General features: G+C 40.9%; 29 protein-coding genes and 1 riboswitch. Of the genes, 25 read left to right on the top strand and 4 right to left on the bottom strand.

Translation table 11 applies throughout. From position 1 onward, the window contains the following. Positions 1-17: 17 nt before the first annotated feature. Entirely contained in the window at positions 18-542 is a 525-nt protein-coding gene (locus C6W18_RS02120) for a DUF309 domain-containing protein (RefSeq protein WP_105925676.1), read from the bottom strand. A gap of 88 nt (positions 543-630) precedes the next feature. After that, on the bottom strand, positions 631-723 hold the full coding sequence (locus C6W18_RS02115; protein WP_012010430.1) for a YjcZ family sporulation protein: 93 nt from the start codon (positions 721-723) through the stop codon (positions 631-633). A gap of 209 nt (positions 724-932) precedes the next feature. On the opposite strand from C6W18_RS02115, the gene C6W18_RS02110 reads away from it, so the two are divergent. The 15 genes from C6W18_RS02110 (at position 933) to C6W18_RS02040 (ending at position 14,747) form a co-directional block, all read left to right on the top strand. Further along, positions 933-1,691, top strand: coding sequence for a segregation/condensation protein A (locus C6W18_RS02110; RefSeq protein WP_105925674.1), 759 nt, complete (start codon positions 933-935; stop codon positions 1,689-1,691). Continuing rightward, positions 1,681-2,274, top strand: coding sequence for an SMC-Scp complex subunit ScpB (scpB, locus tag C6W18_RS02105; protein WP_034318793.1), 594 nt, complete (start codon positions 1,681-1,683; stop codon positions 2,272-2,274). Before C6W18_RS02110 ends, scpB begins: the two co-directional genes overlap by 11 nt. Before the next feature lie 113 nt (positions 2,275-2,387). Next, on the top strand, positions 2,388-2,867 hold the full coding sequence (locus tag C6W18_RS02100; RefSeq protein ID WP_105925672.1) for a YpuI family protein: 480 nt from the start codon (positions 2,388-2,390) through the stop codon (positions 2,865-2,867). 114 nt (positions 2,868-2,981) lie between these two features. Beyond that, complete coding sequence (locus C6W18_RS02095) at positions 2,982-4,133, top strand: D-alanyl-D-alanine carboxypeptidase family protein (protein ID WP_105925670.1); 1,152 nt, start codon at positions 2,982-2,984, stop codon at positions 4,131-4,133. Then, a complete protein-coding gene (locus C6W18_RS02090; RefSeq protein WP_034318801.1) occupies positions 4,121-4,708 on the top strand; it encodes a nucleoside recognition domain-containing protein in 588 nt (195 codons plus the stop codon). Before C6W18_RS02095 ends, C6W18_RS02090 begins: the two co-directional genes overlap by 13 nt. Positions 4,709-4,712: 4 nt before the next feature. Beyond that, positions 4,713-5,249: a spore maturation protein gene (locus C6W18_RS02085; protein WP_105925669.1), complete on the top strand. Its 537-nt coding sequence runs from the start codon at positions 4,713-4,715 to the stop codon at positions 5,247-5,249. Positions 5,250-5,384: 135 nt separating this feature from the next. Then, positions 5,385-6,119 carry a 23S rRNA pseudouridine(2605) synthase RluB gene (gene rluB, locus C6W18_RS02080; RefSeq protein WP_034318807.1) on the top strand — a complete coding sequence of 245 codons (735 nt, stop codon included), beginning with the start codon at positions 5,385-5,387 and terminating at the stop codon, positions 6,117-6,119. 90 nt (positions 6,120-6,209) lie between these two features. Further along, entirely contained in the window at positions 6,210-6,740 is a 531-nt protein-coding gene (resA, locus tag C6W18_RS02075) for a thiol-disulfide oxidoreductase ResA (protein WP_105925667.1), read from the top strand. 1 nt (position 6,741) lies between these two features. Next, complete coding sequence (resB, locus tag C6W18_RS02070) at positions 6,742-8,421, top strand: cytochrome c biogenesis protein ResB (protein ID WP_105925665.1); 1,680 nt, start codon at positions 6,742-6,744, stop codon at positions 8,419-8,421. Next, positions 8,405-9,583, top strand: a complete 1,179-nt coding sequence (gene ccsB / locus C6W18_RS02065) for a c-type cytochrome biogenesis protein CcsB (RefSeq protein WP_105925663.1) — start codon at positions 8,405-8,407, stop codon at positions 9,581-9,583. The genes resB and ccsB overlap by 17 nt, the downstream gene beginning before the upstream one ends. An 86-nt stretch (positions 9,584-9,669) precedes the next feature. Next, positions 9,670-10,392 (top strand): response regulator transcription factor, encoded by a 723-nt coding sequence (locus tag C6W18_RS02060; protein WP_003215596.1) that lies wholly within the window; start codon positions 9,670-9,672, stop codon positions 10,390-10,392. Then, entirely contained in the window at positions 10,389-12,170 is a 1,782-nt protein-coding gene (locus tag C6W18_RS02055; protein ID WP_105925661.1) for an ATP-binding protein, read from the top strand. Before C6W18_RS02060 ends, C6W18_RS02055 begins: the two co-directional genes overlap by 4 nt. Before the next feature lie 202 nt (positions 12,171-12,372). Continuing rightward, positions 12,373-12,981 (top strand): RNA polymerase sigma factor SigX, encoded by a 609-nt coding sequence (gene sigX / locus C6W18_RS02050; protein WP_105925659.1) that lies wholly within the window; start codon positions 12,373-12,375, stop codon positions 12,979-12,981. Beyond that, positions 12,893-13,999: a sigma X negative regulator gene (locus C6W18_RS02045; protein ID WP_105925657.1), complete on the top strand. Its 1,107-nt coding sequence runs from the start codon at positions 12,893-12,895 to the stop codon at positions 13,997-13,999. The genes sigX and C6W18_RS02045 overlap by 89 nt, the downstream gene beginning before the upstream one ends. A gap of 100 nt (positions 14,000-14,099) precedes the next feature. After that, on the top strand, positions 14,100-14,747 hold the full coding sequence (locus C6W18_RS02040) for a M23 family metallopeptidase (RefSeq protein ID WP_105925655.1): 648 nt from the start codon (positions 14,100-14,102) through the stop codon (positions 14,745-14,747). Between the two features lie 34 nt (positions 14,748-14,781). On the opposite strand, the gene serA is transcribed toward C6W18_RS02040, so the two are convergent. Beyond that, complete coding sequence (serA, locus tag C6W18_RS02035; RefSeq protein WP_034318829.1) at positions 14,782-16,356, bottom strand: phosphoglycerate dehydrogenase; 1,575 nt, start codon at positions 16,354-16,356, stop codon at positions 14,782-14,784. A gap of 287 nt (positions 16,357-16,643) precedes the next feature. Further along, positions 16,644-16,775: riboswitch (FMN riboswitch) on the top strand. Positions 16,776-16,917: 142 nt separating this feature from the next. Here serA and fmnP point away from each other — a divergent pair. Next, positions 16,918-17,502 (top strand): riboflavin transporter FmnP, encoded by a 585-nt coding sequence (gene fmnP / locus C6W18_RS02030; protein WP_034318833.1) that lies wholly within the window; start codon positions 16,918-16,920, stop codon positions 17,500-17,502. 233 nt (positions 17,503-17,735) lie between these two features. Here the strand turns inward: fmnP and C6W18_RS02025 are convergent, their stop codons facing one another. Then, on the bottom strand, positions 17,736-17,984 hold the full coding sequence (locus C6W18_RS02025) for a ferredoxin (RefSeq protein WP_003215700.1): 249 nt from the start codon (positions 17,982-17,984) through the stop codon (positions 17,736-17,738). 268 nt (positions 17,985-18,252) lie between these two features. Here C6W18_RS02025 and C6W18_RS02020 point away from each other — a divergent pair, with 268 nt between their 5' ends. From C6W18_RS02020 to C6W18_RS01980, 9 genes are all read left to right on the top strand, one after another. Beyond that, complete coding sequence (locus C6W18_RS02020; RefSeq protein ID WP_034318836.1) at positions 18,253-19,305, top strand: YpbB family protein; 1,053 nt, start codon at positions 18,253-18,255, stop codon at positions 19,303-19,305. Then, positions 19,298-20,806: a RecQ family ATP-dependent DNA helicase gene (locus C6W18_RS02015; protein WP_105925653.1), complete on the top strand. Its 1,509-nt coding sequence runs from the start codon at positions 19,298-19,300 to the stop codon at positions 20,804-20,806. The genes C6W18_RS02020 and C6W18_RS02015 overlap by 8 nt, the downstream gene beginning before the upstream one ends. Continuing rightward, a complete protein-coding gene (locus tag C6W18_RS02010) occupies positions 20,803-21,444 on the top strand; it encodes a CPBP family intramembrane glutamic endopeptidase (protein ID WP_105925651.1) in 642 nt (213 codons plus the stop codon). The genes C6W18_RS02015 and C6W18_RS02010 overlap by 4 nt, the downstream gene beginning before the upstream one ends. Then, positions 21,389-22,147 (top strand): LysM peptidoglycan-binding domain-containing protein, encoded by a 759-nt coding sequence (locus C6W18_RS02005; protein ID WP_105925649.1) that lies wholly within the window; start codon positions 21,389-21,391, stop codon positions 22,145-22,147. The genes C6W18_RS02010 and C6W18_RS02005 overlap by 56 nt, the downstream gene beginning before the upstream one ends. 64 nt (positions 22,148-22,211) lie before the next feature. Next, on the top strand, positions 22,212-22,664 hold the full coding sequence (locus tag C6W18_RS02000) for a DUF2663 family protein (protein WP_105925647.1): 453 nt from the start codon (positions 22,212-22,214) through the stop codon (positions 22,662-22,664). 86 nt (positions 22,665-22,750) lie between these two features. After that, positions 22,751-23,539 carry a metallophosphoesterase gene (locus C6W18_RS01995; RefSeq protein WP_034319374.1) on the top strand — a complete coding sequence of 263 codons (789 nt, stop codon included), beginning with the start codon at positions 22,751-22,753 and terminating at the stop codon, positions 23,537-23,539. Between the two features lie 167 nt (positions 23,540-23,706). After that, positions 23,707-24,288 carry a genetic competence negative regulator gene (locus C6W18_RS01990; protein WP_105925645.1) on the top strand — a complete coding sequence of 194 codons (582 nt, stop codon included), beginning with the start codon at positions 23,707-23,709 and terminating at the stop codon, positions 24,286-24,288. A gap of 196 nt (positions 24,289-24,484) precedes the next feature. Then, complete coding sequence (locus tag C6W18_RS01985) at positions 24,485-25,759, top strand: Glu/Leu/Phe/Val family dehydrogenase (protein WP_034318851.1); 1,275 nt, start codon at positions 24,485-24,487, stop codon at positions 25,757-25,759. Positions 25,760-25,883: 124 nt separating this feature from the next. Then, positions 25,884-26,855: a YpdA family putative bacillithiol disulfide reductase gene (locus C6W18_RS01980; protein WP_034318854.1), complete on the top strand. Its 972-nt coding sequence runs from the start codon at positions 25,884-25,886 to the stop codon at positions 26,853-26,855. The last annotated feature ends 17 nt before the right edge of the window (positions 26,856-26,872 follow it).

Here is a 26,872-nt window from a genome sequence, read left to right as displayed (position 1 = left end):
ACATGTAAAAGCAGAGGCTACAGTCCTCTGCTTTTTTTACGTTCGATCTGTTTCTCCCGTTCAAGCAATACATCTGTCCGGTCACGCAGTCTATGTTTTTCGATTAGAAACGTGTGGGATAAGTTACTTTCCTGTCCAAAGGTCAATCCTTCTTTTTGAGCCATTTCTCTGCATAATGAAAGAAGTGCTTGATCTTTGATTGGAAGCATCACACTCTCGTAGGGACTGTCTTCATCCATTTTGTTTTTCAGTGTCCTAAGAAGCAAAATAAACGCCTCATCATCAAGACCTAGCTTCGATAATACGGATCGATTGATTTCTAACAAGTGAAGGCTGTTTGAAATGAGCCGTTTTGCTCCTTTTCCATTTCCCCGTCTTTGATGATACAAAGCAACAGCAAGCTGAATCAGACCAACCCAATATTCTTTACGCTGCTCCGGGGGATCTTCCTTCCAATAATCTTCAAGAATTTCATGACACTCAAAATAATCTCTTGTCGTATGAAATTCGTGTAAAAAAGCCACGTACGCTTCAGGATACACAGCGGTCATCTCCTTTTCCACTATCAGTCTAACACACCGAAAAGAAAAGAAGAAAGAGCGCCCCTTAGTGAAAGGACGCTCTGTTTCTTTAATAAACCCAAGCCGCGCCAACGATGATTAGCAAGATGAAAAGCACGACAATAAGCGCGAATCCTCCGCCGAAGTTATAGCCATCTCCCATAATGATACGGCCTCCTTTTTCATCAGTTCTGATTACAATGGTATTCTATGTATAAGTGCCCTCATTGGTATGGGCGATTCCATTGTTTTTCTTGTTTTGCCTAGGGCAACATGGTCGAAATTATATTGGACGAGAGCTTTATCCTGTCTTATACTAAAGGTTAGCCGGTGAAACGGTACTTAGAAGACAGTAGAAATGGTGAGAAAAGAATGCTGGAATATCAGGTGAAAATAGATTCGTTTGAGGGTCCTTTGGACTTGCTTTTACATTTAATCAACCGTTTGGAAATTGATATTTATGATATTCCCGTCGCTAAAATTACGGAGCAGTATTTATTATATGTCCACACGATGAGGGAGCTTGAGCTCGACGTTGCGAGTGAATATTTGGTGATGGCTGCAACTCTCCTGAGTATTAAAAGCAGAATGCTTCTTCCGAAACAAGAGGAAGAGCTATTTGATGAAGACCTGCTCGAAGAGGAAGAGGATCCTCGCGAAGAGCTGATTGGCAAATTGATTGAGTACCGCAAGTACAAAAATGCAGCCCAAGAACTAAAGGAGCGCGAGGAAGAAAGACAGAATGCCTTTACAAAACCTCCGAGTGATTTAAGTGAATTCGCAAAAGAAGCGGAAACGAAGGACACAAACTTACATGTAACGGTGTATGATATGTTAGGTGCGTTTCAAAAGGTATTGAACCGAAAAAAAATAACGAAACCAGCTCCATCAAAAATTACAAGACAAGAAATTCCGATTGAAGACAAAATGAATGAGATTATGAACCATTTAAGAAAAACAAAAAAGCGGACCAATTTTATGACTCTATTTCAACATGATCAAAAGGAACACCTTGTCGTGACGTTTCTTGCTGTTCTTGAATTGATGAAAAGTCATCACATCATGTTAGAGCAGGAAGGGAACTTTGAAGACATTTATATAATAGGGAGTGAAACGATTCATGACGCTTGATATCGTGAATTGGAAAGCCATCTTAGAAGCGTTGCTGTATGCAGCAGGTGACGAAGGCTTAACAAGAAAACAGCTCATGTCAGTTCTTGAAGTAGATGAGGCGGCATTACTCGATATTGTGTCTGCCGTAAAGGAAGAATATCAAAAACAAGAACGAGGGATTGAGCTCATCGAATATGCAGATTCATATATGCTGCTGACTAAAAAAGAGTACAGCATGTATTTAAAAAAATTAGTAGAGACACCTTCCAAAGGCTTGTCACAGGCAGCGCTGGAGGTGCTTGCAATTGTCTCTTATAAACAGCCGATCACGCGAAGTGAGGTTGAGGAGATCAGGGGAGTCAAATCAGAGCGGGTGCTTCACAGCTTAGTAGCCAAAGCGTTACTCTGTGAAGTTGGACGTGCCGATGGTCCGGGACGTGCGATTCTTTATGGTACAACGCCTACCTTTTTAGAGCAATTTGGCTTAAAAGCCCTAGATGAATTACCACCGCTTCCAGAGAATGTTGAAGCAGATGGTGTGCAAGAAGAGGCTGATCTATTTTTTGAAAACTTCAATCAAACATTTGAAGAGATAAAATAGTTCAAAATAAGGAAAAATGTATGATAAAATATAAAAAAGATTTTAGGTCTAAAATCTTTTGATGAAAGATAAAATGGTGACAAAGCCATGAGGGGAAGGTAAACACGAAACAAATGGCACATATGAATGTAAAGGCTCAAGTTGATCAAACAGGCGTCTTTTTAACAAAGGTTGCAACTGAAGTGAATGGTTTTCTGAACGAAGCTACCTTATCAAGCTTGAAACGATTAAACCCCGAAGCGGAAGCCTATTATTGTGACATATTGAGTACATTACGGAAGCTTGCAGTGTATAGCGAGGATGCAGCGGCAGTTTGCAAAAAAATTGGCCAGCAGCAGACATTCCCGCAGCAAGCGGCACAGCAGACGCTTCACCGTATTTATCATCAATGTATCGAAGAATTTTTTACGCCCAAAAAGGATACATGGTATGAAGATAGCCGTTCTGCCTATACAGGGAAAAACAGCATTGTTTTCCGCCATGAAGTATCGGCTGATGTAAAGCGATTATTTTCTTCATTAGAAAAAGACTTTTTAACAATGAGAGAAGAGCTAGAATATACGACATCTCATCAGCAAATGAAAATGGTATAAGTAAGAATTAAGAAGCGTCTCTACATTCTAGAGACGCTTTTTTTATGGACGAGGCATCATAACTTTTTCAGCCACGCATACACTTGTACAAAACGGACAAGGACGTGAATGAACATGCCCTATTTAAAAATTGGAACAGCAGTCCTTCTTCTATTTACACTCTTACTGCCTTTTTCCTCACCTGCGCAAGCAGACATATCGTTATCGGTGAGTGCAAGAAGCGCCATTTTAATAGATGGACAGTCAGGCAGAGTCCTATTTGGAAAGGACGAGCATGAAAAAAGGAGAATCGCCAGTATTACAAAAATTATGACGGCTGTATTAGCCATTGAATCAGGAAAAATGAAAGACACCGTCAAAATATCAAAACGGGCGATTCAAGCTGAGGGCTCATCGATTTATTTAAAGGAAGGGCAGAAGGTGAGCTTAGAAGACCTGACGTACGGGCTTATGCTGCGTTCTGGAAATGATGCAGCTGTAGCCATTGCAGAACATGTTGGCGGCAGCTTAGAAGGCTTTATTTTTATGATGAACCAAAAGGCGTCTGAACTAGGAATGGAGAATACGAATTTTCAAAATCCACATGGGCTCGATGATCATAAAAACCATTACTCATCAGCCTATGACATGGCGATCTTAACTAAATACGCCATGGAGCATAAACAATATCAAAAAATTGCCGGCACGACTTTCTTTAAAGCGAAGACAATGGAAGGCTATTGGAAAAATAAAAACAAGCTGCTCACCGGTTTATATCAATATTCGACTGGAGGGAAAACGGGATATACGAAGCTTGCAAAACGCACCCTCGTTTCCACAGCTGCAAAAGGGGATGCTGCGTTAATTGCTGTGACTATTAATGCGCCGGATGACTGGAAAGATCATATCTCTATGTTTGAGTATGCATTTGATCACTATAAAACGTATGTGCTTGCTGAAAAAGGAAGACTTGCATCGTTAAAAGGGACCTTTTATGAAAAAAAAGCGTTTATTAAGCGTGATGTGGACTATTTTTTAAATGAAGATGAGAAAAAACTAGTGGAGATTGAAACGGAAATGCTCACTCCCGAAAAGAAATGGAAAAAAAACGCCGAAGCCATCCCGGATGTCGTAGGGAAAATGACGTTCTTATTAGATGGCCAGGTGATCGAGCAAGTGCCGATTTTTTATGAAAATAAACGAAATCAAATGCCTCAAAAAAGCTTCCAAGAAATGTTTAAGTCTGTCTTTCAGACATCTATAGGCGGATCTTCATGGTCAATCTAATTTGGGTATTCCTCACTGTCATCGGTCTTGTCTATGCGATGTTCAACGGAACGATGGAGGAAGTAAACGAAGCTGTATTTAAGGGCTCAAAAGAAGCAGTCACCATTTCAATTGGGCTGATCAGTGTCCTTGTTTTCTGGCTGGGACTGATGAAGATAGCAGAAGAAGCGGGGCTGTTAAACTTCTTTAGTAAAATGTGCCGCCCATTCATTTCAAAGCTATTCCCGGATATCCCCCCTAATCATCCGGCAATGGGGTATATCCTGTCCAATCTCATGGCGAATTTCTTTGGCCTCGGAAATGCCGCCACACCGCTTGGGATTAAGGCAATGGAGCAGATGAAATCATTAAACGGCGGGAAGAATGAGGCGAGCCGTTCCATGATTACATTTTTAGCTGTCAACACATCCTCTATTACACTTGTGCCAACAACCGTCATTGCCATTAGAATGACCTATGGCGCAGATCAGCCAACAGACATTGTTGGACCAACCATTTTGGCGACACTTATTTCAGGAATCGGTGCGATTATCATTGATCGCTATTTCCACTATCGCAGAAGCAGGCGGGGGTGATCTTGTGGCATTTATTAACTGGCTGTCACTTGCTTTGATTCCACTGATCATCGCAGGCATTTTGATTGCTGGAACCATCAAAAAAGTACCGACCTATGAAACATTTGTGGAAGGCGGGAAAGAGGGCATTCAAATTGCCTTTTCAATCATTCCATATTTAGTTGGCATGCTTGTGGCCATCACGATATTTCGTGCGTCAGGTGCGCTTGATTTTGTTATGGGTTTATTAAAACCCGTATTTACAGCGATTGGCTTTCCTACAGAGGTGGTGCCGCTTGCGTTTATTCGTCCGATATCAGGAACAGCTGCACTCGGCATGACATCAGATTTGATTGCGACATATGGTCCAGATTCTTTTATTGGGCAGCTTGCAGCCGTCATGCAAGGATCAACAGACACCACTCTTTACATTTTAACGGTCTACTTTGGAGCAGTCGGTATTAAAAAAATGGGGGATGCGCTGAAAGTAGGTCTGTTAGCGGACCTTATTGGCATCATTGCATCTGTTATTATCGTCAGTTTGTTATTTAGCGGCGCCTAATCAGGCGCTTTTTTGTATTTAATGGATTGAAAACAGTTTTTTAGCTGAAATTAGACAGACGAATCGCTTATTTTTCCGCGAATGCTTGTTTGTTTCTAGTCAAGCAAGTAAGATAGTACATGAGGTGAAAGACAAATGGAACGTTTACAGAAAGTAATTGCACATGCCGGCGTCGCTTCTAGGCGGAAGGCTGAAGAATTAATTAAAGAAGGACGAGTTACCGTTAATGGTCAAACAGTGACAGAGCTTGGAGTGAAGGTGGGCTCTTCAGATAAAATTGAAGTCAACGGATTAAAGCTAGAAAGAGAAGAACCGGTTTACTTTATGCTTTATAAACCGCGCGGCGTCATTTCAGCTGCCGAGGATGATAAAGGCCGTAAAGTCGTTACAGACTTCTTTGATGATATCCCGCAGCGCCTTTATCCAATCGGCCGGTTAGATTATGATACGAGCGGTTTGATTTTGATTACAAATGATGGCGAATTTGCCCATACGCTCATGCACCCGAAATATGAAATTGATAAAACGTATGCAGCAAAGCTAAAAGGCATCCCTTCAAAGGAATTGCTCAGAAAGCTGGAAAAAGGGATCATGTTAGATCATAAAAAGACAGCACGTGCTCGTGCCAAAATGCTTTCTATTGATAAACGAAAGCAAACATCTATTGTCCAATTAACCATTCATGAAGGTAGAAACAGACAAGTGCGCCGCATGTTTGAAGCGATTGGTCATGACGTTTTAAAGCTAAAAAGGGAGCAATATGCATTCCTTCATATAGAAGGGATGAGACCGGGAGAGCGCAGAGAATTAACTCCGCATGAAGTAAAGCGCCTTAGAGCGATTGCTGATCACGGGAAAAGTGCTAACTAATTTTCACATAAACTTCAAAAAATGAAGAAGCATCAAAAGAAGGAGAATGCTATAATTTACCTGAATGTCTATGGGGAAGGGGTACTTCAGATGAAGAAAAGACGGTTTTTCATACGGACGGGCATTCTCCTCGTGATGCTTGCTGCATTATGTTATACCATGTATAACTCAGTATTTGCCAAACAGGATCGAGTCAAAGAAGGATCTATTGCACCTAACTTTGTCCTTCAATCTGTAGATGGGGAGCGGATTGAGTTAAAGGACTTAAAAGGCAAAGGCATCTTTCTGAATTTTTGGGGTACATGGTGCGGTCCATGTAAACAAGAATTTCCTTATATGGCGAATCAATATCAAGTGTTCAAGGATCGCGGTGTGGAAATTGTTGCAGTGAATGTTGGGGAATCAAATATTGCCGTTAAGAATTTTATGGATGCCTATGGCGTGAATTTTCCGGTTGCTTTGGACAAAGACCGTCAAGTCACAGAGGCATATGATATTACGCCACTGCCAACCACATTTTTAATTAATCCTGAAGGCAAGGTAATCAAAGTCATAAAGGGAACCATGACAGAACGTAATGTCTATGAATATATGAATTTGATTAAACCAAAGGGGTCATAGAATGAAAGAGGTAAAGTGCGAGTGTGGACATATTAATCCAATCGGTACTGTTCTATGTGAATCATGCGGAAATCCCATTGCGACAAAAGAGAAAAACTCTTCAAAGCTGCTAGATATGAGATATGACGGCAGTGCGAGACGCTCGCAAACATACAACAAAACGATTGTTGATAAAGTATGGAACTTTTTTTCTTCCGTAAAAGTGGGTGTGTGGCTCATTGTCATCACACTATTAGCTTCTTCGCTAGGAACTATTTTTCCGCAGGAGCGGTTTATTCCGCCAGGTGCATCAGCTTCCACTTATTATGAGGAGCAATATGGATCGTTTGGCAAGCTATATTACATACTTGGATTCCATGATCTTTATAGTTCTTGGTGGTTTTTAGCCCTTGTCGCATCTATCGGAATTTCCCTGGTGATTTGTAGTCTCGACCGGGTCATTCCTCTTTATCGGGCACTCAAAAATCAAGGTGTTGTCAAAAAAGAAAGCTTTATGAGAAGGCAGCGTCTGTTCAGCGAAACAGACAAAACATTAGATCAGCATACATATGAAGGCATCGTTAGAGCGATGAAACAAAAGCGTTACCGCGTGCGAGAAGAAGATGGACATATTTTAGCTGAAAAAGGCCGCTTTTCACGCTGGGGACCTTACGTCAATCACATCGGATTAATTATTTTTCTCCTTGGATCGATGCTCCGGTTTGTCCCGGGCATGTATGTCGATGAAACGCTATGGGTGAGAGAAGGCGAAACAGCACCGATCCCAGGCACGGATGGACAATACTTCTTGAAAAATAATGCGTTTTCAATTGATCGCTATGAATCTGGAAATGAAAAAGAAGTGTTTGAAAATGCCATTGAAAAGGCTGGCGACGGTCAAGTGGTGAAAAGTTATAAAACCGATGCCATCTTATACAAACGTGAAGGGGAAGTTGTTTTTGGTGAAAAACCAAAGCTGAAGCAGGTAACAGAACACGATATCAAAGTGAACGAACCGCTTAAGTTTGATCATTTCTCATTATATCAAGTGGATTTTAAACAAAATGAACTCGATCAAATGGTCTTTCAGTTGATTCGAAAAGATACAGAAAAATCTTTCGGAACAGTGAAGATTAATCTGCTGGAGCCTAAATCAGAATATGATCTTGGTAGCGGTTACAAAGTCAAGGTGATGAGCTATTTGCCTGATTTTTATTTTGATGAAGATGGAACGCCAAGTACGAAAACAAGGAATCCGAATAATCCTGCTTTCGTGTTTGAAATGATCTCTCCTGAAAAACCTAAAGGTGAAAAAAGCTTTGTGGCTATTCAAGAGACAGTAGAGGGTTCTGATAACAATATATATAAGATGAAGTTTGATCGCGTTGAAACGAAAAACGTAACAGGATTGACTGTTAGAAAAGACTTAACACTTGGGATACTAATCGTTGGCGGGATCATCTTCATGATTGGTGTCGTGCAGGGGATGTACTGGCAGCATAGAAGAATCTGGCTGTCGGCAAAGGACGGAAAAGTATTTGTGGCAGGACACACAAACAAAAACTGGTTTGGCTTAAAGTCCGATCTCAATGTGTTACTGAGTAGCAGCGGCATCAAACAGCCAGTTGATCAAAAAGAACTGCCTGATACAACGAGTATCAGCAAAAGCAAGGGGGAAGGATTAGATGGCGGCAGTCAGTGAAAATCTGTTATTTGCAGCTTTTCTATTTTATTTAGCGGCAGTTCCTTTTTTTGGCGGTGCCATTAAAGGAAAAAAGAAAGAGGATGGACCGCGCAGAAATAAGTCGGCGCTCATCGGCATTACGCTCACCATCATCGGTTTTTTGAGCCAATTTGGTTATTTTATTTCAAGATGGATGGCGTCTGGTCATGCACCAGTCAGTAATTTATTTGAGTTCACAACGGCTTTTGGTATGATGCTGGTGCTTGCATTTATCATTTTATATTTTGTGTATCAAGTGTCTGTACTTGGGTTATTCACACTTCCAATAGCCTTGTTGATCATTGCCTATGCAAGCATGTTTCCATCGGATATTTCACCGCTGATTCCTTCACTTCAAAGTAATTGGCTATATATTCACGTGACAACAGCAGCGCTCGGTCAAGCCATTTTAGCGATCAGTTTTGTGGCAGGTGTCATCTTCCTTTTAAAGCATGTCGATCAAACAAAGCCAGGGAAAAAGACGTTTGGTTTAGAGCTTGTCATGTTCATGATTGTGGTGACACTTTCATTTATCGCTGTCACATCAGTCTTTAGAATGACAGGATATGAAGCGAAGTTTAATTGGATAGATAAAAATAAAGAAGAAAGTGTCATGGTTTATGAGCTGCCAGCCTTAGTCGGGCCTCATAAAGGGGAGCTTGTGACGCAAGATCGATTGGAGCCTTTCGTTGATTTACCACCTGTTTTTTCAGGCAGAAAGGTCAATACAGTGTTATGGTCATTTGGCGTCGGGCTGATCATTTACGGGCTCCTTAGATTGATCATTCGCAAACGACTAAGTGCGCTGCTTCAACCGCTCGTGAGACAGGTGAATCTCGATTTAGTCGATGAAATTGGGTACAGAGCTGTATCTATTGGTTTTCCTGTATTTGCGTTAGGTGGACTGATCTTTGCGATGATCTGGGCGCAAATTGCATGGACAAGATTTTGGGGCTGGGACCCGAAGGAAGTATGGGCATTGATTACGTTTCTCTTTTATGCAGCCTATCTCCATCTTCGGTTATCGCGAGGCTGGCATGGCGAAAAGTCCGCTTGGCTTGCCGTAATCGGGTTTGCCATAATTATGTTTAATCTCATCTTTGTCAATCTTGTGATTGCGGGACTGCATTCTTACGCATAATCACAAGAAAAAGGCCAACCTTTATGATTCAATTCGGCTTTTTGTTAAAATGAATGTAACAACGGAGAAAGCAGGAGGATTGTCTAATGGAACACACAACTCAAACGAAAATATTAGTCGTAGATGATGAGGCAAGAATTCGCCGCCTTTTAAAAATGTATTTAGAACGTGAAAATTATGAAATTGATGAAGCGGAAAATGGGGACGAGGCGATTCAAAAAGGGCTTCAAACCGATTATGACCTCATTTTGCTTGATTTAATGATGCCTGGCACAGATGGGATTGAAGTGTGTAATCAAATTCGAGATAAAAAAGCCACGCCAATCATTATGCTGACGGCAAAAGGTGAGGAAGCGAACCGTGTCCAAGGGTTTGAGGCAGGAACTGATGATTACATCGTAAAACCTTTCAGCCCGCGTGAAGTTGTTTTACGCGTGAAGGCATTGCTCAGAAGGTCTTCTCAAACGTCATATCTCAATACTGGGACCACAACAAAGGATGTGCTTGTGTTTTCTCATCTATCTATTGACCATGATGCACATAGAGTGACAGCTGATGGCAAAGAAGTAAGTCTGACGCCGAAGGAATATGAGCTTTTATACTTCCTTGCGAAAACACCAGATAAGGTCTATGACAGGGAGAAGCTTTTAAAAGAAGTGTGGCAATATGAATTCTTTGGTGACCTGAGAACAGTAGATACTCACGTGAAAAGACTTCGAGAAAAACTGAATAAAGTGTCACCAGAAGCTGCGAAAAAAATCGTAACTGTATGGGGTGTTGGGTACAAATTTGAGGTCGGCGCTGAATGAAGCTTTGGAAAAGTGTCGTAGGAAAGCTATGGTTGACCATTCTCTTCCTCGTCCTCATTGTTTTATCCATTTTAACCGTGCTTCTTTTAGAATTCATTGAGAATTATCACGTGGAAGAAGCAAAGTCTGATTTAACACAAATGGCAAACAAAGTAGCGGTTATTTTAGAAAGTCATGAGGATCAATCACTCGCAAGGTCGATTACATCAGAACTTGCTGACAAATTGACGAGTATTGCGATTATTCAAGAAGATGGACTAGAATGGTATTCGTCTGAAAAAGACGGAAAGCTTCCTGCGATAACAAAGGAACAAATTGAAGCGGACAAAGATTTGAACGAATCACTCAAAGACCGAAAGAAAATCAGTAAACGTGCAGAACCTGATACAGGCAACCAGAAGGATGAACGAATTGTAGTAGGTGTTCCTTTTGAGGCAAACGGAAAAAAAGGCATGGTCTTTCTTTCTCAGTCTCTCCTCGCTGTAGAACAAACAACCAAACATACAACGCGTTATATCTTCTTAGCTGCCGGAATTGCGATCATTCTTACCACAATTTTTGCTTTCTTCTTATCTACACGTGTCACCTATCCTCTGAGAAAGATGAGAGAAGGAGCACAGGATTTGGCGAAAGGGAAATTCGATACAAAAATCCCTATTTTAACGCAAGACGAAATTGGAGAACTGGCCATCGCCTTTAATCAAATGGGGAAGCAGCTTAAATTTCATATTACAGCCTTAAATCAAGAAAAAGAACATTTGTCCAACATTCTAAGCAGTATGGCTGATGGCGTCATCACCATCAATATTGATGGAACGATCCTTATGACCAATCCTCCTGCAGAACGATTCTTGCAGGCATGGTATTACGAGCAAAATATGAAGATCAAAGATGGAGATGAACTGCCGCCAGAAGCGCGAGAACTGTTTCATACAGCCGTCAGCACGGAAAAAGAGCAGATGATCGAAGTATCGCTGCAAGGACGTACTTGGGTTCTTCTCATGTCTCCGCTGTATAATCAGCAGGATGTCAGGGGAGCAGTCGCGGTACTTCGCGATATGACAGAGGAACGAAGACTTGATAAGCTGAGAAAAGACTTTATTGCCAATGTTAGTCATGAACTTCGCACACCAATCGCTATGCTGCAAGGATATAGTGAGGCCATTGTAGATGACATTGCTGGATCAGAAGAGGAAAAGAAAGAAATTGCGCAAATTATCTATGACGAATCACTTCGAATGGGGCGTCTTGTGAATGACCTTCTGGATCTAGCGCGGATGGAAGCTGGTCATATCACGCTTAATCTTGAATCAACAGATACAGAAGAGCTGACTGAGAAAATCTATCGTAAGTTTCTTGGTATTGCGAAAGAAAAACAAATCAACCTTACGTATGAGATTCAAGTGGAGGAGCCACATTTTGTATTCGATCCAGATAAGATTGAGCAGGTTTTTACCAACCTCATTGATAACGCCATACGTCATACACCAGAGGGCGGAGAGGTTCATTTCTCAGTTCAATCGGTGGAGAACGGGCTGAAGATGGATGTAAAAGATTCGGGCAGCGGAATCCCAGAAGAGGATCTGCCATTTATTTTCGAACGGTTCTATAAAGCGGATAAAGCAAGAACGAGAGGTCGTTCTGGTACTGGGCTTGGCCTTGCGATTGTGAAGAACATTGTAGAGGCACACCAAGGCTCGATTCATGCACATAGCAAAGCCGGTACAGGTACACACTTTACTTTCTATATTCCGAGAAAAAAGCAGGAACTCGTCTAATCTTGACGAAGAATCTTGTTACATGAGAAACACTTCTTTTCGAAAGAAAACGAAGTGTTTTTTCTATTTTCATATTTTTAAGGAGAAGTTAAACAAAAAGCCCTTTCCAAATTGTTGAACTTGTAATATATTTGTCATAAAGTTGTAATGTAACGTTTTGTAAGAGTCACTCGACAAAAATAAGTGAACGGAGGGGTTTCCTATGCATGAAACCTTTCAAAAAATATATGATTCGTACCACCAAGATTTGTACCAGTTTTTATTTTATATGGTAAAAGATAAAAATCAGGCAGAGGATCTCGTTCAGGAGGTTTACATTCGGGTACTTCACTCATATAAAACTTTTGAAGGAAGAAGCAGCGAGAAAACATGGCTGTTTTCAATTGCAAGGCATGTGGCGATTGACTGGTTTCGCAAACAGCAAACCATTAGACAACGGGTGCTCGGCACGTTTGATTGGGATAAGCAGGATGTGAAAGATCCAGATTTACTCCCAGATGAACTGGCTGTACAGGCTGAAAATGTAAAAGAAATCTATGCCGCACTTGATCATTGCACCATTGATCAAAGAGCTGTCATCATTTTACGGTTTATCCAAGGATACTCAATCATGGAGACGGCAAAGGCGTTAAAGTTCTCGGAAAGCAAAGTCAAAACAACTCAGCACCGAGGCCTGAAAGTGCTCCGAAAACATATGGAGCTTTTGAAGGAGGAGCTAGTGAATGAAAACGAACAGGTCCGATTGGAGCGAAGAACGAATCAAGGTGTTACTAAGTCAGCTTCCAAAGGTGGAGGACAACCGTTCATCTAAGCAGATTTATCAGCAGATGCTGATGGCAAGCGGGAAGAAAAAGAAAAATGTCAAATGGATCGGTCCAGCGGTGGCTACCGTTGTGGTTTTATTTATGGCGTTTTTGATTTCTCCTCATTTATTTCAGCCGGCTGCTCACGATATGAAGCGAGTAAAGATGGAATCGAGTGCTGACAAAGGACAGGTGAATGCAACATTAGAGGCGGTAAAACATACAAATGAGCCCTCACATGTTGTTTCGAATGCTGACCAGCAAAAGTATATGACGATTGCATACATAGATGAATCGACTTCTCAAGTTGTCCCGATTAGTATTGAAAAAGAGAATGAGCACGATCATGTGCAGGCAATGCTGAGCACATATGAACAGGTGCAGCTGGCTGATATGACAAAACCTCTTCAATCTTATATTGATATGGTGGATATTAGTGAAAAAGGGGATACGCTGGTCTTTCAGCTAAAAAGTGATTTGTCTCTTGATACATTAAAAGAAGCCAACCGGTTTAAAGACATGGTAAAAGAAACACTGAAATGGAGCCAATATAACCAAGTGCAAGTCAAGTCAGTCAAAGGCTCTCATCTTCAATTAGGGACAAATGGAAGCATTGGAACGATTTCAATTGATAAACAAACAAAGCATGCTTATTACGTATTAGAGAATAAGAGCGGGACATTTTTGGTGCCCTCAAAAACTCATTATTCATCTTATGAAGAAGCGGTTGAGGCCATGAAACGGGCGAGCGATGCAGGACTTGATCCATTAATTAAAGAAGAACCGATTAAAGCAGTGACATCAAAAGGAAAACATGTGACCATCTCGTTTGGAGCATCAGCACAATTAACGGACTCAATTGATCATATTCTACTTATTGAAGGTTTGCTGCTCACAGCGAAAGATTTTGGTTTTACAGATGTCACGATTCAAAATGCAGGGATAGATCAAGTAGGACCCTATGAATTAAAAGAACCAATAGAGGTGCCGGCTCTGCCAAATCCAGTTGTCATAAAAGATCGTTAAAGGACGCAACATATTGCGTTCTTTTTTGATGTATAGAAAAAGGCATCCTTGCTATATACTAAGCTGTCATGAAAAGAACCTCAAAGAAGGGGAGTCACTGATGAAAAGGTATTGTTTCATATGCGTCAGCTGTGTTTTGCTCTTTATTTTATCACCATTTGCACATGCACAGAAAACAACCGAATGGGTGGAACCAGTGAAAGGGGAAGTCACCGATTTGTTTGGGACAAGAGGTGGTTCGCATAAGGGATTAGACATTGCTGCGCCAGAAGGAGAATCCATTTTTGCTGCAAGCGAAGGGGTGGTTACTCGTTCTTATGTATCTGCTACATATGGAGAAGTCGTGTTTATTCGGCACCCAAATGGATATGAAACCGTCTATGCCCATTTACACGAGCGCTATGTTACAAATGGAGACCATGTACAAGCAGGACAGCCGATCGGCATTATAGGCAACACAGGGGCCTCTAGAGGTACTCACTTGCATTTTGAGGTGCACCGCGGCAACTGGTCAGTGAGCAAAGAGGATGCGGTCGACCCGCTCACAATCATTGCAATGGACCGTTTCCAAGAGCCAGCCCTTCATGTAAACGGACATGAAAAACATACATATGTCATTCAGCAAGGGGATACCCTCTGGTCGATTGCAAAAGAACACCAGATGACCGTGAATCAATTGAAAAAGATCAATGCTTTGACAACGCATCTCATACGAACGGGTGACCGTTTAATGATATCAACAAAATAAACCTCATGCTTTTGCATGAGGTTTACCACTGTTTTTATAGGTCGATCAGACGTACAGAAAGAATATCTCGTACTTCAGTTAATTTTTGGACAATTTCATCCTCAAGATGTTTATCGAAGGAAAGCATCATGATGGCTTCGCCGCCTTTTTCTTTACGTCCTACCTGCATTGTCGCAATGTTGACATCATGGTCGCCTAAAATCTGTCCGACTTGACCAATCACACCAGGTGCATCCGTGTGCTGAATGTAGACAAGATGTCCATCTGGATAAAAATCAATATTAAATCCATTAATAGAGACAACGCGTTCTCCTAGATGCGGGATGTAGGTTGCTTTTAAAGTAAAGGTTGAAAGATCACCTTTGACTTCAATTGAAATACTGTTCTCGTAACCAGATTCGCTGGAAGAAATTTTTTCACTAAAGCTAATGCCGCGTTCTTTCGCTACCATCCCAGCATTTACTTCATTCACAGTCGAGTCGACGCGCTCTTTTAAAAAGCCTGACAGTAGACTTTTTGTAATAAAGGATGTTTCGAGTTTTGAGATAGAGCCTTCGTAAGAAATGCTCACTTCTTTTACTGGTTCTCTCATGGATTGAGAGACAAGACGTCCAAGTTTTCCGGCAAATTGATGATAAGGCTGAATCTTTTTGAACTCGTCTTTTGTCATCGCTGGTAGATTGATAGATGACATGACAGGAAGTCCTTTTGCAAATTGAAGCACCTCTTCAGATACTTGAGCCGCTACATTTAATTGTGCTTCTTTTGTAGATGCACCAAGATGCGGAGTTGCAATGACGTGTGGATGATCTACAAGCGGATTATCGGTAGGCGGTTCTACCTCGAATACATCGAGTGCAGCTCCTGCGACATGGCCACTTTCAAGTGCTTCAAGAAGGTCACCTTCGTCAATAATCCCTCCGCGTGCACAGTTAATTAGGCGAACGCCTTTTTTCGTTTTTGCAATCGTTTCTTTATTGAGAAGTCCTCTTGTTTCTTTTGTTAATGGGGTATGTACAGTAATAATATCTGATACTTCGAGTACTTCATCAAGTGATTTGGCATTGACACCGATTTTCTCTGCACGTTCTTTTGTGAGGAATGGGTCAAATACGTTGACAGTCATGCCAAAAGCTCTTGCACGCTGAGCGATTTCGCTTCCGATTCTACCTAAACCAACAATTCCAAGAGATTTTCCGTAAAGCTCAGCACCGACATATGCGCCTCTGTTCCATTCTTTTGATTTAACAGAAATATTGGCTTGCGGAATATGACGCATGAGAGATGAGATCATTGCAAACGTATGCTCTGCTGTTGAGATCGTATTACCGTTCGGTGCATTGATGACAATGACGCCATGCTTTGTCGCTTCATCAATATCAATGTTGTCTACGCCCACACCAGCACGGCCGACAATTTTTAATGAAGTCATTTTTTCATAAAGTTCTTTTGTGACTTTTGTTGCACTTCTGACAAGTAAGGCATCAAACGTGTGTAATTCATCTTCTGCTTCTGTTACATTTTTTTGGACAATTTCAACAAAATCTGATTCTAAAAGTGGTAAAAGACCATCATTGCTCATCTTATCTGAGACTAATACTCGAAACATCGTAAGATTTCCTCCTAAAATAAACGTCATAAATATCTGATAATTTACCATATTCCTTTTCACTGTGTCAATCAAATTAAAGCAGTAAAGCGAAAAAGAAAACACGAACATTCCTTAGTGTCTTTATAAAGAATGGACACCTTTAAACAAAAGATAACCAATTTTTGCGCATTTGTCATTATAATTTTTGCGTTTTTTACGATTTTTTAAAACTGATGAAATTGCTCAGGATTTTTATCTGTACAAATGCTCATATATCATATATAATGATGTCGAATTGAATAATGATCAATCTTCGGGGCAGGGTGCAATTCCCTACCGGCGGTGATGAGCATAGTCTCTAAGCCCGCGAGCCTTTTTTGGCAGGATTCGGTGTGATTCCGAAGCCGACAGTATAGTCTGGATGGGAGAAGATGGAGGTTCATAAACGTTGAAAACTTTGTTGTTTACACGTTTATTTGTCTAGCCTAAATTCCCCGCTCCTGTTTTCAAGAGCGGTTTTTTTATGGCTGAAAATTGAACAATCCTCTTTTCGAAAGATTTGATCGAAAAGGAGAGAGAATGTTGAATCAAAGTAGAGTAAAACGTTTAGTAGTAACAAGTATGCTCAGTAGTATTTCGTTTGTTTTAATTTTATTGGATTTCCCTTTTCCAGGGCTTCCAGCTTATTTAAAAATTGATTTCAGTGACATTCCAGCGATTATTGCGATTTTAATTTATGGACCGGGTGCAGGAATTGCTGTTGAGGCATTAAAAAATGTACTGCATTACCTCATCCAAGGCAGTATGTCTGGCGTTCCTGTTGGGCAAGTCGCCAATTTTATCGCAGGCACACTATTCATCTTGCCGGTAGCCTTTATGTTCAAAAAAATTAAATCAGCAAGAGGGATGGCATGGTCTATGATCATGGGAACGTTGCTTATGACTGTGATGATGAGCATTTTAAATTATTTCTTGTTCCTCCCCGCGTATACATGGTTTTTAAATGCGCCTGAACTGTCAGATCATGCACTGAAGACAACCATTACAGCAGGGATCTTACCTTTTAACTTTATAAAAGGAATCATCATTACCATCGTGTTTAGCTTCATTTTTGTCAAAATGCGTCCATGGTTTGAAAATAAACGCCGACTGCAAAATAGTTAATATAAAAAAAGCCCCTGCATAAGGGGCTTTCAGCGTGAAGACAAACCCTCGCATTCGGTGTCAGTTCTGCGTGCTGGTGCTCACGAATATCAAATTCGCTCCGCTCCAGTACTCGGCCTTCCTAGACTTCAAGGGTTTTCATATCACGCTGAAAAGAAGACAAAGGGCTAAAATAAAGATCATTTTAGCCCTTTGTCAACAATCTGAAAGCCCCTACATAAGGGGCTTTTATACTATTCATGCTTAAGTGGGTCACCCTCGAAAGATTCGTCCGCAACTTTGATTGAGTCAGTTGGACATCCTTCAAATGCATCAAGCATATCTTCTTCAAGTACTTCTGGAACTTCTACAGTCCCTTGGTTGTCATCAAGCGTAACAAATGCAATGCCTTCATCATCATAATCATAAATGTCTGGAGCAGCTGCACCGCATGCGCCGCAAGCAATACATGTGTCTTTGTCTACAATTGTATATTTTGCCATGTTAAAAAAATACCTCCCAGATTGTTCGATGGAACAAATGGTTTAACCTTTTTAGTTTCACCGATAAAAAACCAATTTCCTCAAACCTTATTGTAATGATTTTAAATTCACATTTCAACTGTAAAGTGATTGAGAATACTTATCACATAAGGGTTTATTCATAACTTTCCCCCATAAATTGAGTTTAAACATTTCTTCTTCTATGAAATCTGTTAAAATAAAGGGAGAAAATATTCGAATTTTGTCAGGAAGACAGGTGCTTTGATGAATGACGATTCATTACTTGGATGTCATGCTAATGGACAGCGTACATAAATTGAACGGCGAACGCTCCATTAGCGCTGTCTACCATCTTTTTAAAGGAAAAAAATCATCACAAACGATACAGGATGCAAGTTTGTTTCAGCTTTCTAGCTATTTTGGCTGTTATCCAGGTTTTACGCGGGATCAGCTGAATCGCTCTGTTCGAAAGCTCGAAGAAAAGGATTACATCAGAAAAACAGGGGATACATTCAGCGTCACAGATGCAGGACAGCGTATGCTAAAACAGTATTTTTCTGAAAAACCGCTGCCCGCTTATTTTCATGGTGCTCAATATCATGATAAAGCAAAGATGCTATGGATGAGACTGTCTTTACTTGTACAAGTGCTTTCACACTATGCGGCAGGGTCACAGCAATATGTGCCGATTCAAAGAGATGTATCGGTTCAAAGCTGGACGAAATCTTTCTTGAAACAGCATCAGCATAAGAAAAAGCTTTCTGAAGATCTGCATCATGAACTTGAAAAGCTCCTTGCTCGTTTAAGTGATCGAGAAGCACTGATCTTTGTTTATTCATTGACCTCAAATGAAAGAATCGGGCGTACGTATCAGCAAATGGCTGAGTGGATGAAAGAAGATGTGTGGTATGTGTACCTGCTTTTTTGGAATGTGCTCCATTATTTTATTCATTCTTCACAAAAAGGTGAGGCGCCGATCATGCAGCTGGTCGTAGGTGACCTTGAATTCAAACGCGTGTTAACAACTTCTACCCACAAAACGCTTGAGCTTGTACAAAAAGGGTTTAGCATTGATCAAATTGCCCACATTCGTTCATTAAAAAAGGCAACGATCGAGGATCATATTGTGGAGCTATCCATACATGAGCCGAGCTTCTCCATAGAACCGTATGTGACCACATTAGAGCAGCAGGCGATCCATGATGTAGCCAGCCAGCTTCAAACAAACAAAATGAAGCTGATTAAAGAAAAACTCGAGCATCCATTTACTTATTTTCAAATACGATTGGCACTGACAAGGATGGTGAAAGCGAATGGATAAGCTTCATCAGACGCTCATGCGATACTTTGGTTACGACTCATTTAAAGCGGGTCAAGAGGACATTATTCAAAGTGTACTGAATCAAAAAGATACGGTTGCTATGCTGCCTACTGGCGGAGGGAAGTCACTTTGCTATCAAATTCCTGGCTATATGACAGAAGGGCTAGTTCTCATTATTTCGCCGCTTTTATCGCTCATGGAGGATCAAGTAGAACGAATGAAAATGCGCGGGGAAAAACGAGTGGCGGCGCTTAACAGCACACTGTCTTTTCAGGAGAGACGACATATCATTCGGCATTTGCCATCATATAAATTTTTATTTGTCGCGCCTGAGGCATTAATGTCAGAGATGCTGTTAGAGCAGCTCAAGTCGATGCATATTGGTCTTTTTGTCGTCGATGAAGCCCATTGTATATCAGAGTGGGGACATGATTTTCGTCCTGAATACTCCAAGCTGGGTGAATGGAGAGAAGCGTTAGGTCATCCCCCGGCCTTAGCACTGACGGCAACAGCGACAAAACAAACGCTAAAGGATACAGTGCAAACTTTGCGCCTGCAGCATCCAGCTTTTCATATTCATTCCGTGAACCGGTCTAACATTGCATTAGTCAAAGAAGTGCATGAAACAAAAGAAGCGAAAGAGAAACGGGCGCTTGAGCTTGTGGAAACCCTTCAAGGGCCTGGCCTGATTTATTGCCCGACCCGGCAAATGACAGAAGATATTTCACTCTTCATCAAACAAAAAACCCATCAACGTGTAGAATTTTATCACGGCGGAATGGATGCAGGAGACCGCATGCTCATTCAGCAGCAATTTATCAGCGGGCAAATTGATCTCATTTGCTGTACAAGTGCTTTTGGAATGGGAATTGATAAAGCAGATATACGATTTGTGATTCATATGAGTCCGCCGCAATCAATTGAAGCCTTTATGCAGGAGATTGGAAGAGCGGGACGAGACGGGGAAAACAGTGTGAGCGTTCTTTTATATACAGAAGAGGATGCGGATATTCAAAGTCATTTGATTCAATCAGAAGGTTTTGATGATCCAGAAATTGATTTTTTCTTAGCCCAATTAACACAAATGCAGACAAATGACGAAAAGAAATTACGTGATCGATTGATGGAAGCAGGGCTTCAGGAGACGCGTGCGAGGATGCTCACGCATTATTACATCATGTATCAATCCGAACAGCCTCGCGTGCTCATCAAAAATCTGAAAGAAAAACTGCAGGACAGGCAAACAGAAAAGCTAAGAAAAGTGTGGCAATTTAAAGAGCGAATCACTGATGAAGCCTGCTTTAGACAATCTCTGTTATCATACTTTTACGAACAGCTAGATCAATCGGAGGACTCTTCTTCTGCAAACTGCTGCTCTTCTTGCGGACTTGACCTATCTGATTATGAAAAAAAAGATCAACAATTGGAGCTGAATGAAATGAAACACTGGAAGATCGTGCTGGAGCGTATGTTTCATCTAACAAAAGAGGCGCAGCATTGATTGAACAACATCGCCGAATTATTGAAAAATTAACCGATCGACAAGTAGTAGAACAGCTGTATTTCACGCAGGTGCTCATGCTTATCGTTTCTTTTTTACTAGGTATTTTTATGTTCGATCATTGGACTGATTTTACTGCACTTTGGCAGATCCATGATATGCGGATACTGACTTATGGAATTGGCGGCGCTTTGCTTGTGATTGTTGTGGATGCAATTGTCATGAAGGTGTTTCCCGCTCATATGTATGATGATGGCGGCTTGAATGAAAAAATGTTCAAAAACCGTAGCATCCCGCATATTGTTTGGTTAACACTGCTCATTGCCTTTTCAGAGGAAATTTTATTCCGCGGGATCGTTCAACAGCAATTTGGACTCGAGATCGCCAGCATTGTGTTTGCGCTTCTTCACTTTCGCTACTTATCAAAAATACTCTTGTTTATTCTTGTGGTTTCTATTAGTATTTTTTTAGGACTTTTATATGAGTGGACTGGGAATTTATTTGTCCCTGTCATGACCCATTTTGTGATTGACTTAGTCTTTGCATGTCAAATTCGTTTGAAATATAGGGGGAGGGATGAACATGGAAGAAATGTCGAGGATGAAGAGAAAAAAGGAGCAACTGACAAACATCCATGACGATGTAGAGGAAAAACTGGAAGAAGAAGTGAATCCTTCAGATGACTCTCACTTTCCTACACGAGAAGATTTTCATGAATATAAAAAGCAACGCACGAAAAAGGTGCGCAATCCATTGTTTACGACATTGGCTATTATCTTTCCTATTATTGTCATCGGTGTTTTCTTCCTTTTGATCTACTACACATCACAGGAAATCAACCATAACAACAATCAAGGTGTATATATCGATAAAACATCTAGTGCTGACACAGACCCAGTCCCGTCAGCACTTGTCGAAACGAAAAATGACTCAAGCGCTGATAAAGCTGATGCGTCTGCTGAAGAGAAGAAAAAGAAAGAGGCAGAAAAAGAAAAGCAGCGATCAAAAGAAAAGGCTAAACAAAAGAAAAAAGAGCAAGCTGCTAAAGAGAAGGCAGAGCGTGAAAAGGCAGCAGCTGCAAAAAAGCGTGAACAGCAGCAACTAGCTTTGCAAAAACAGCAGGAAGAGAAAAAACGAAAAGAAGCTGAAGAGAAAAAGAAGCAGGAAGAGAAACCAGTTCGTGTCGTACAGCATACCGTTGGACCAGAGGAAAACCTGTATCGAATCTCCATGAAATATTACCAAAATCGTTCGGGTGAAGAGAAGATCAAAGCGTATAATCATTTAAAAGGAAATAGTGTGTACAGCGGACAAGTGCTGAATATCCCATTAGAAAACTAATTACCTGACATGAATCAAGTGAAAAGCACATACATATGTAGAAAAAAGGGACAGGGTGTATGTGATGACATTGCACGCAATCAGCCGCTATATGGATCAGCCGACACAGAAAATGATTGAAACATTGATCAAAAGAAAGCGGAAATACGAGGGTTTTGCAAAGCAAAGCAAAAGATGGCAGTGGACAGCCCTACTATCTCTAGCCATTCTTTTGTTTTATTTTGTCATAACAGCCAAAACGGGAGGCTCGCTGCAGCCTGAAGTTATGATTGCAACATTGCTTGGTCATGAGGTGTTTCTGTTTTGGATCATGGCAGAAGTGTTTGCTTTTTACGCATCGTATTATTATAAGAAAAAAGAAGAAAAGGCTGAGGATGAATATCATAAGCTCAGATGTGAAATTATACAAAAAAGCACTGATTTATGGCCTCAAGCAAATCAGTGGAAAGAACGTGAGGCGGTTTTTCACTACATGCAGAAACAATATGACATTAACCTCTATTATGAAAGTAAATAAATGAGAAAAAAGACGTTTAACAGTTGAAACGTCTTTTTTCATTCAATCGTCTTATGAAAAACAGATATATAAGGGAGCCATTTATGATGAAATATGCCATCGGATTTACTGCCGCCATTGCGGCTGTTACAACAGGTGTGTGTGTAACGGCAAAAATGGTGAAAACGGCAAAACAAAACAACATCAAAAAGCATTACTTTACAATAGAAGCACTTCAATCAGATAGACCCGCAGTCATTTTCTTTATTTCTGATACGCACCGCCGCCTCATTAGTGACACATTATTAGCAGAAGTAAGGCAGGAAAAGCCAGATGTGATTATGATAGGCGGGGACTTAGCAGAAAAAGGTGTGCCCTATGCCAGGATTGAAGAAAATGTGAAACGTTTATCAAGAATTGCGCCGGTTTATTTTGTTTGGGGAAATAATGATCATGAGCTGCATCAGCAAAAGTTTAAAGAGATCCTTCATGCATATGGTGTCACCACATTGCAAAATGAAACGGCTGTGTGGGATTTTGATGACCAACCCATTAAAATTGGAGGAATTGATGATATTCGGCTCGAAAAAGCAGATTATGAAGCGATACGACCTGAGTTTGTCAAAGATGAAGTGAATATTCTCTTATCACATAATCCAGATGTGCATCACATGATGAGTGAGGAAGAGGGAATCGATCTTGTCCTGAGCGGTCATACGCACGGAGGACAGATCCGTATCGGGAAATTTGGCCCGTATGAAAAAGGGAGAACAGGCCAAATCAAAGGCGCTTTCTTTCTAATTAGTAATGGCTATGGAACAACAAAGATTCCAATGCGTCTTGGGGCAGAACCAGAAACCCATCTGATCTATTTAATGCCTCTAAAAACTCGTTAACTTGATGCACCCTCAATATTTTCCATAAAAGTCACCGTAAGCATGGCTTCATGCTTGTCTTCCGTCTTGACACAGTGTAAACTGAATACAAAATTAAGAACCTATGACTCATCATCTCATATACTACAGTATGATGTGTGTTAGAAGAGGCAGGAGGGAACAACGTTATGCGACTGGAGCGTCTGAATTATAATAAAATCAAAATTTTTCTCACACTAGATGACCTGACAGACCGAGGTCTTACGAAAGAAGACCTTTGGAAAGATTCGTTCAAAGTTCATCAGCTGTTTAAAGACATGATGAACGAAGCGAATCAGGAGCTCGGTTTTGAAGCGAATGGACCGATTGCTGTTGAAGTGTTTTCTCTTCAGGCGCAGGGGATGGTCGTCATTGTGACAAAGAGTCAGCAGGAAGATGATGCTGATGATGAGTTTGATGAAGATTACATTGAGATGCAAGTCAAGCTCGACGAGAGCAAGCATGTGCTCTATCAATTTGCCTCGTTTGAAGATGTGATTCAACTGTCCCATAGTTTAAGTCGTATTGGACTTTTAGGGGGTACAGTTTACCATTATGAAGGTCAATATTTTCTCAGCCTAGATGATGTTGAAGAACTGTCTGCTGATACTGTCATTTCCATCTTAGCGGAGTTTGGTTCTCCTACGACATTAACCATTCACCGGCTACAAGAGTATGGAAAAGTGATTATGCAAGATGATGCAGTGAAAACGATTCAGATGTATTTTTAATCACTTTTTTCTATTATATTTAATACTGTTGTGATGAAACAACAGTATTTTTTTATATCCTTTTTTATATTTATAAACGCTGATATTTTATTTTGATAAAAAACGTTTTTTACCTTTGCTTTACCAGTACGAAGGTGTATACTATTGCTTGAAAGGGAGCAGTAGATCATGAAAGATTTCTAGGGGGTTTATTTTAATGGCAGCCGATCAAAACGCCGCTCATAACGCAGAAGATAAGCTAGATGTTTTAAAGTCAACTCAAACCGTCATACATAAAGCGCTTGACAAATTGGGATATCCGCAAGAAGTGTATGAATTGCTGAAGGAACCAATTCGTCTATTAACGGTCAAAATTCCAGTACGTATGGATGATGGATCGGTGAAAATTTTCACTGGTTACCGCGCGCAGCACAATGATGCTGTCGGTCCGACAAAAGGCGGAATTCGATTCCACCCGAACGTCACTGAAAAAGAAGTAAAAGCGCTTTCAATTTGGATGAGTTTAAAATGTGGTATTGTGGATCTTCCTTATGGCGGAGGAAAAGGCGGTATTATCTGTGATCCAAGAGAAATGTCATTCAGAGAGCTTGAAAAACTAAGCCGCGGCTATGTTCGCGCAATCAGTCAAATCGTGGGACCAACAAAAGATGTTCCAGCACCAGATGTGTTTACAAACTCTCAAATTATGGCTTGGATGATGGATGAATATTCTAGAATGGATGAGTTCAACTCGCCAGGATTTATTACAGGAAAACCGATTGTTCTTGGAGGTTCACACGGACGTGACACTGCAACAGCAAAAGGTGTGACGATCTGCATCAAAGAAGCGGCGAAGAAAAAAGGAATTGACATCAATGGGGCTCGTGTTGTCGTACAGGGATTCGGAAATGCTGGAAGTTACTTGGCTAAATTCATGTATGATGCTGGAGCAAAAATCGTTGGGATTTCAGACGCTTACGGCGGATTATACGATGAAGATGGTCTAGACATTGACTACTTGCTTGACCGACGTGACAGCTTTGGAACCGTCACTAAATTATTTAACGATACAATTACAAACAAAGAGCTGCTGGAGCTGGATTGTGATATTTTAGTACCTGCAGCCATTGAAAATCAAATTACAGAAGATAATGCGGCAAACATTAAAGCCAAAATTGTCGTAGAAGCAGCAAACGGTCCGACGACACTTGAAGGAACAAAAATTCTTTCAGATCGTGGTGTACTACTTGTACCAGACGTACTTGCGAGTGCGGGTGGTGTCACTGTTTCTTACTTTGAATGGGTTCAGAATAACCAAGGGTTCTACTGGACAGAAGAAGAAGTGGAAACTCGTTTAGAAAATATGATGGTGAAATCATTTAATAATATTTATGAAATGGCGCAAAACCGCCGCATCGATATGCGTCTTGCTGCATATATGGTCGGCGTACGTAAAATGGCTGAGGCTTCTCGATTCAGAGGCTGGATTTAAGCGGCTTATTTGCATCGCGCCCAAAAATCTCCTATCCTTATATAGGAGATTTTTTTATGTAATGGCACAAGGAATCAAACAGCCCAGCAATTGTTATTGCAGTGAAATGACAGGAGTGGAACAAATGAAACAAGAAAAAGCGATCATAATAGGAGGCGGCCCATGTGGATTATCAGCTGCCATCGCATTCAAGCAAATCGGTATCGATGCACTTGTGATTGAAAAGGGGAATGTGGTCAACAGTATTTATCATTACCCAACACATCAAACCTTTTTCAGTACAAGTGAAAAGCTTGAGATCGGTGATGTCGCTTTTATTACTGAAAACCGGAAGCCAGTTCGGATTCAGGCACTTTCCTATTACCGAGAGGTGGTCAGAAGAAAAAGCCTACGTGTGCATGCCTTTGAAAAAGTAAACGCTGTGACGAAAAAAGATGGGCGTTTTACCGTCAGCACATCAAAAGATGACTATTCATGTGACTATGTCGTGATTGCCACTGGCTACTATGATCATCCAAACTATATGAATGTCAAAGGGGAAGATCTACCCCATGTGTATCATTATTTTAAAGAAGGTCACCCGTACTTTGATAAAGATGTGACGGTCATCGGTGGGAAGAACTCCAGTGTAGATGCCGCGTTAGAACTAGTCAAATGCGGAAGCAGAGTCACTGTGTTATATAGAGGAACTGAATATTCGTCCAGCATCAAACCTTGGATTTTACCAGAGTTTGAAGCCCTTGTCCGTAATGGAACCATTCGAATGGAGTTCGGGGCGCAGGTGAAAGAGATCACAGAAGAAGAGGTGATCTTTACAAACCAGCAAGACCAAACGGATCGAGTGAAAAGTGATTATGTGTTTGCGATGACAGGCTATCATCCTGATCATTCGTTCTTAGAAAAAATGGGTGTAATGATTGATCAAGAATCAGGTCGCCCAGCCTTTGATGAACAGACGATGGAAACAAACGTAGAAGGTATTTTCATTGCAGGAGTCATTGCAGCAGGAAACAATGCCAATGAAATTTTCATTGAAAATGGAAGATTTCATGGAGGATTGATTGCAGAAGAAATCAACAAAAGAATCAACGGCTAAAAAAGAACTGGATCCTT

Origin of the sequence: Bacillus sp. LLTC93 (assembly GCF_002993125.1) — a bacterium.
In the GTDB taxonomy this organism is placed as follows: Bacteria; Bacillota; Bacilli; order Bacillales; family Bacillaceae; genus Bacillus; species Bacillus zhangzhouensis.
The sequence above is the reverse complement of the archived record's forward strand: the minus strand, read 5'-3'. Positions and strand labels throughout refer to the sequence as shown.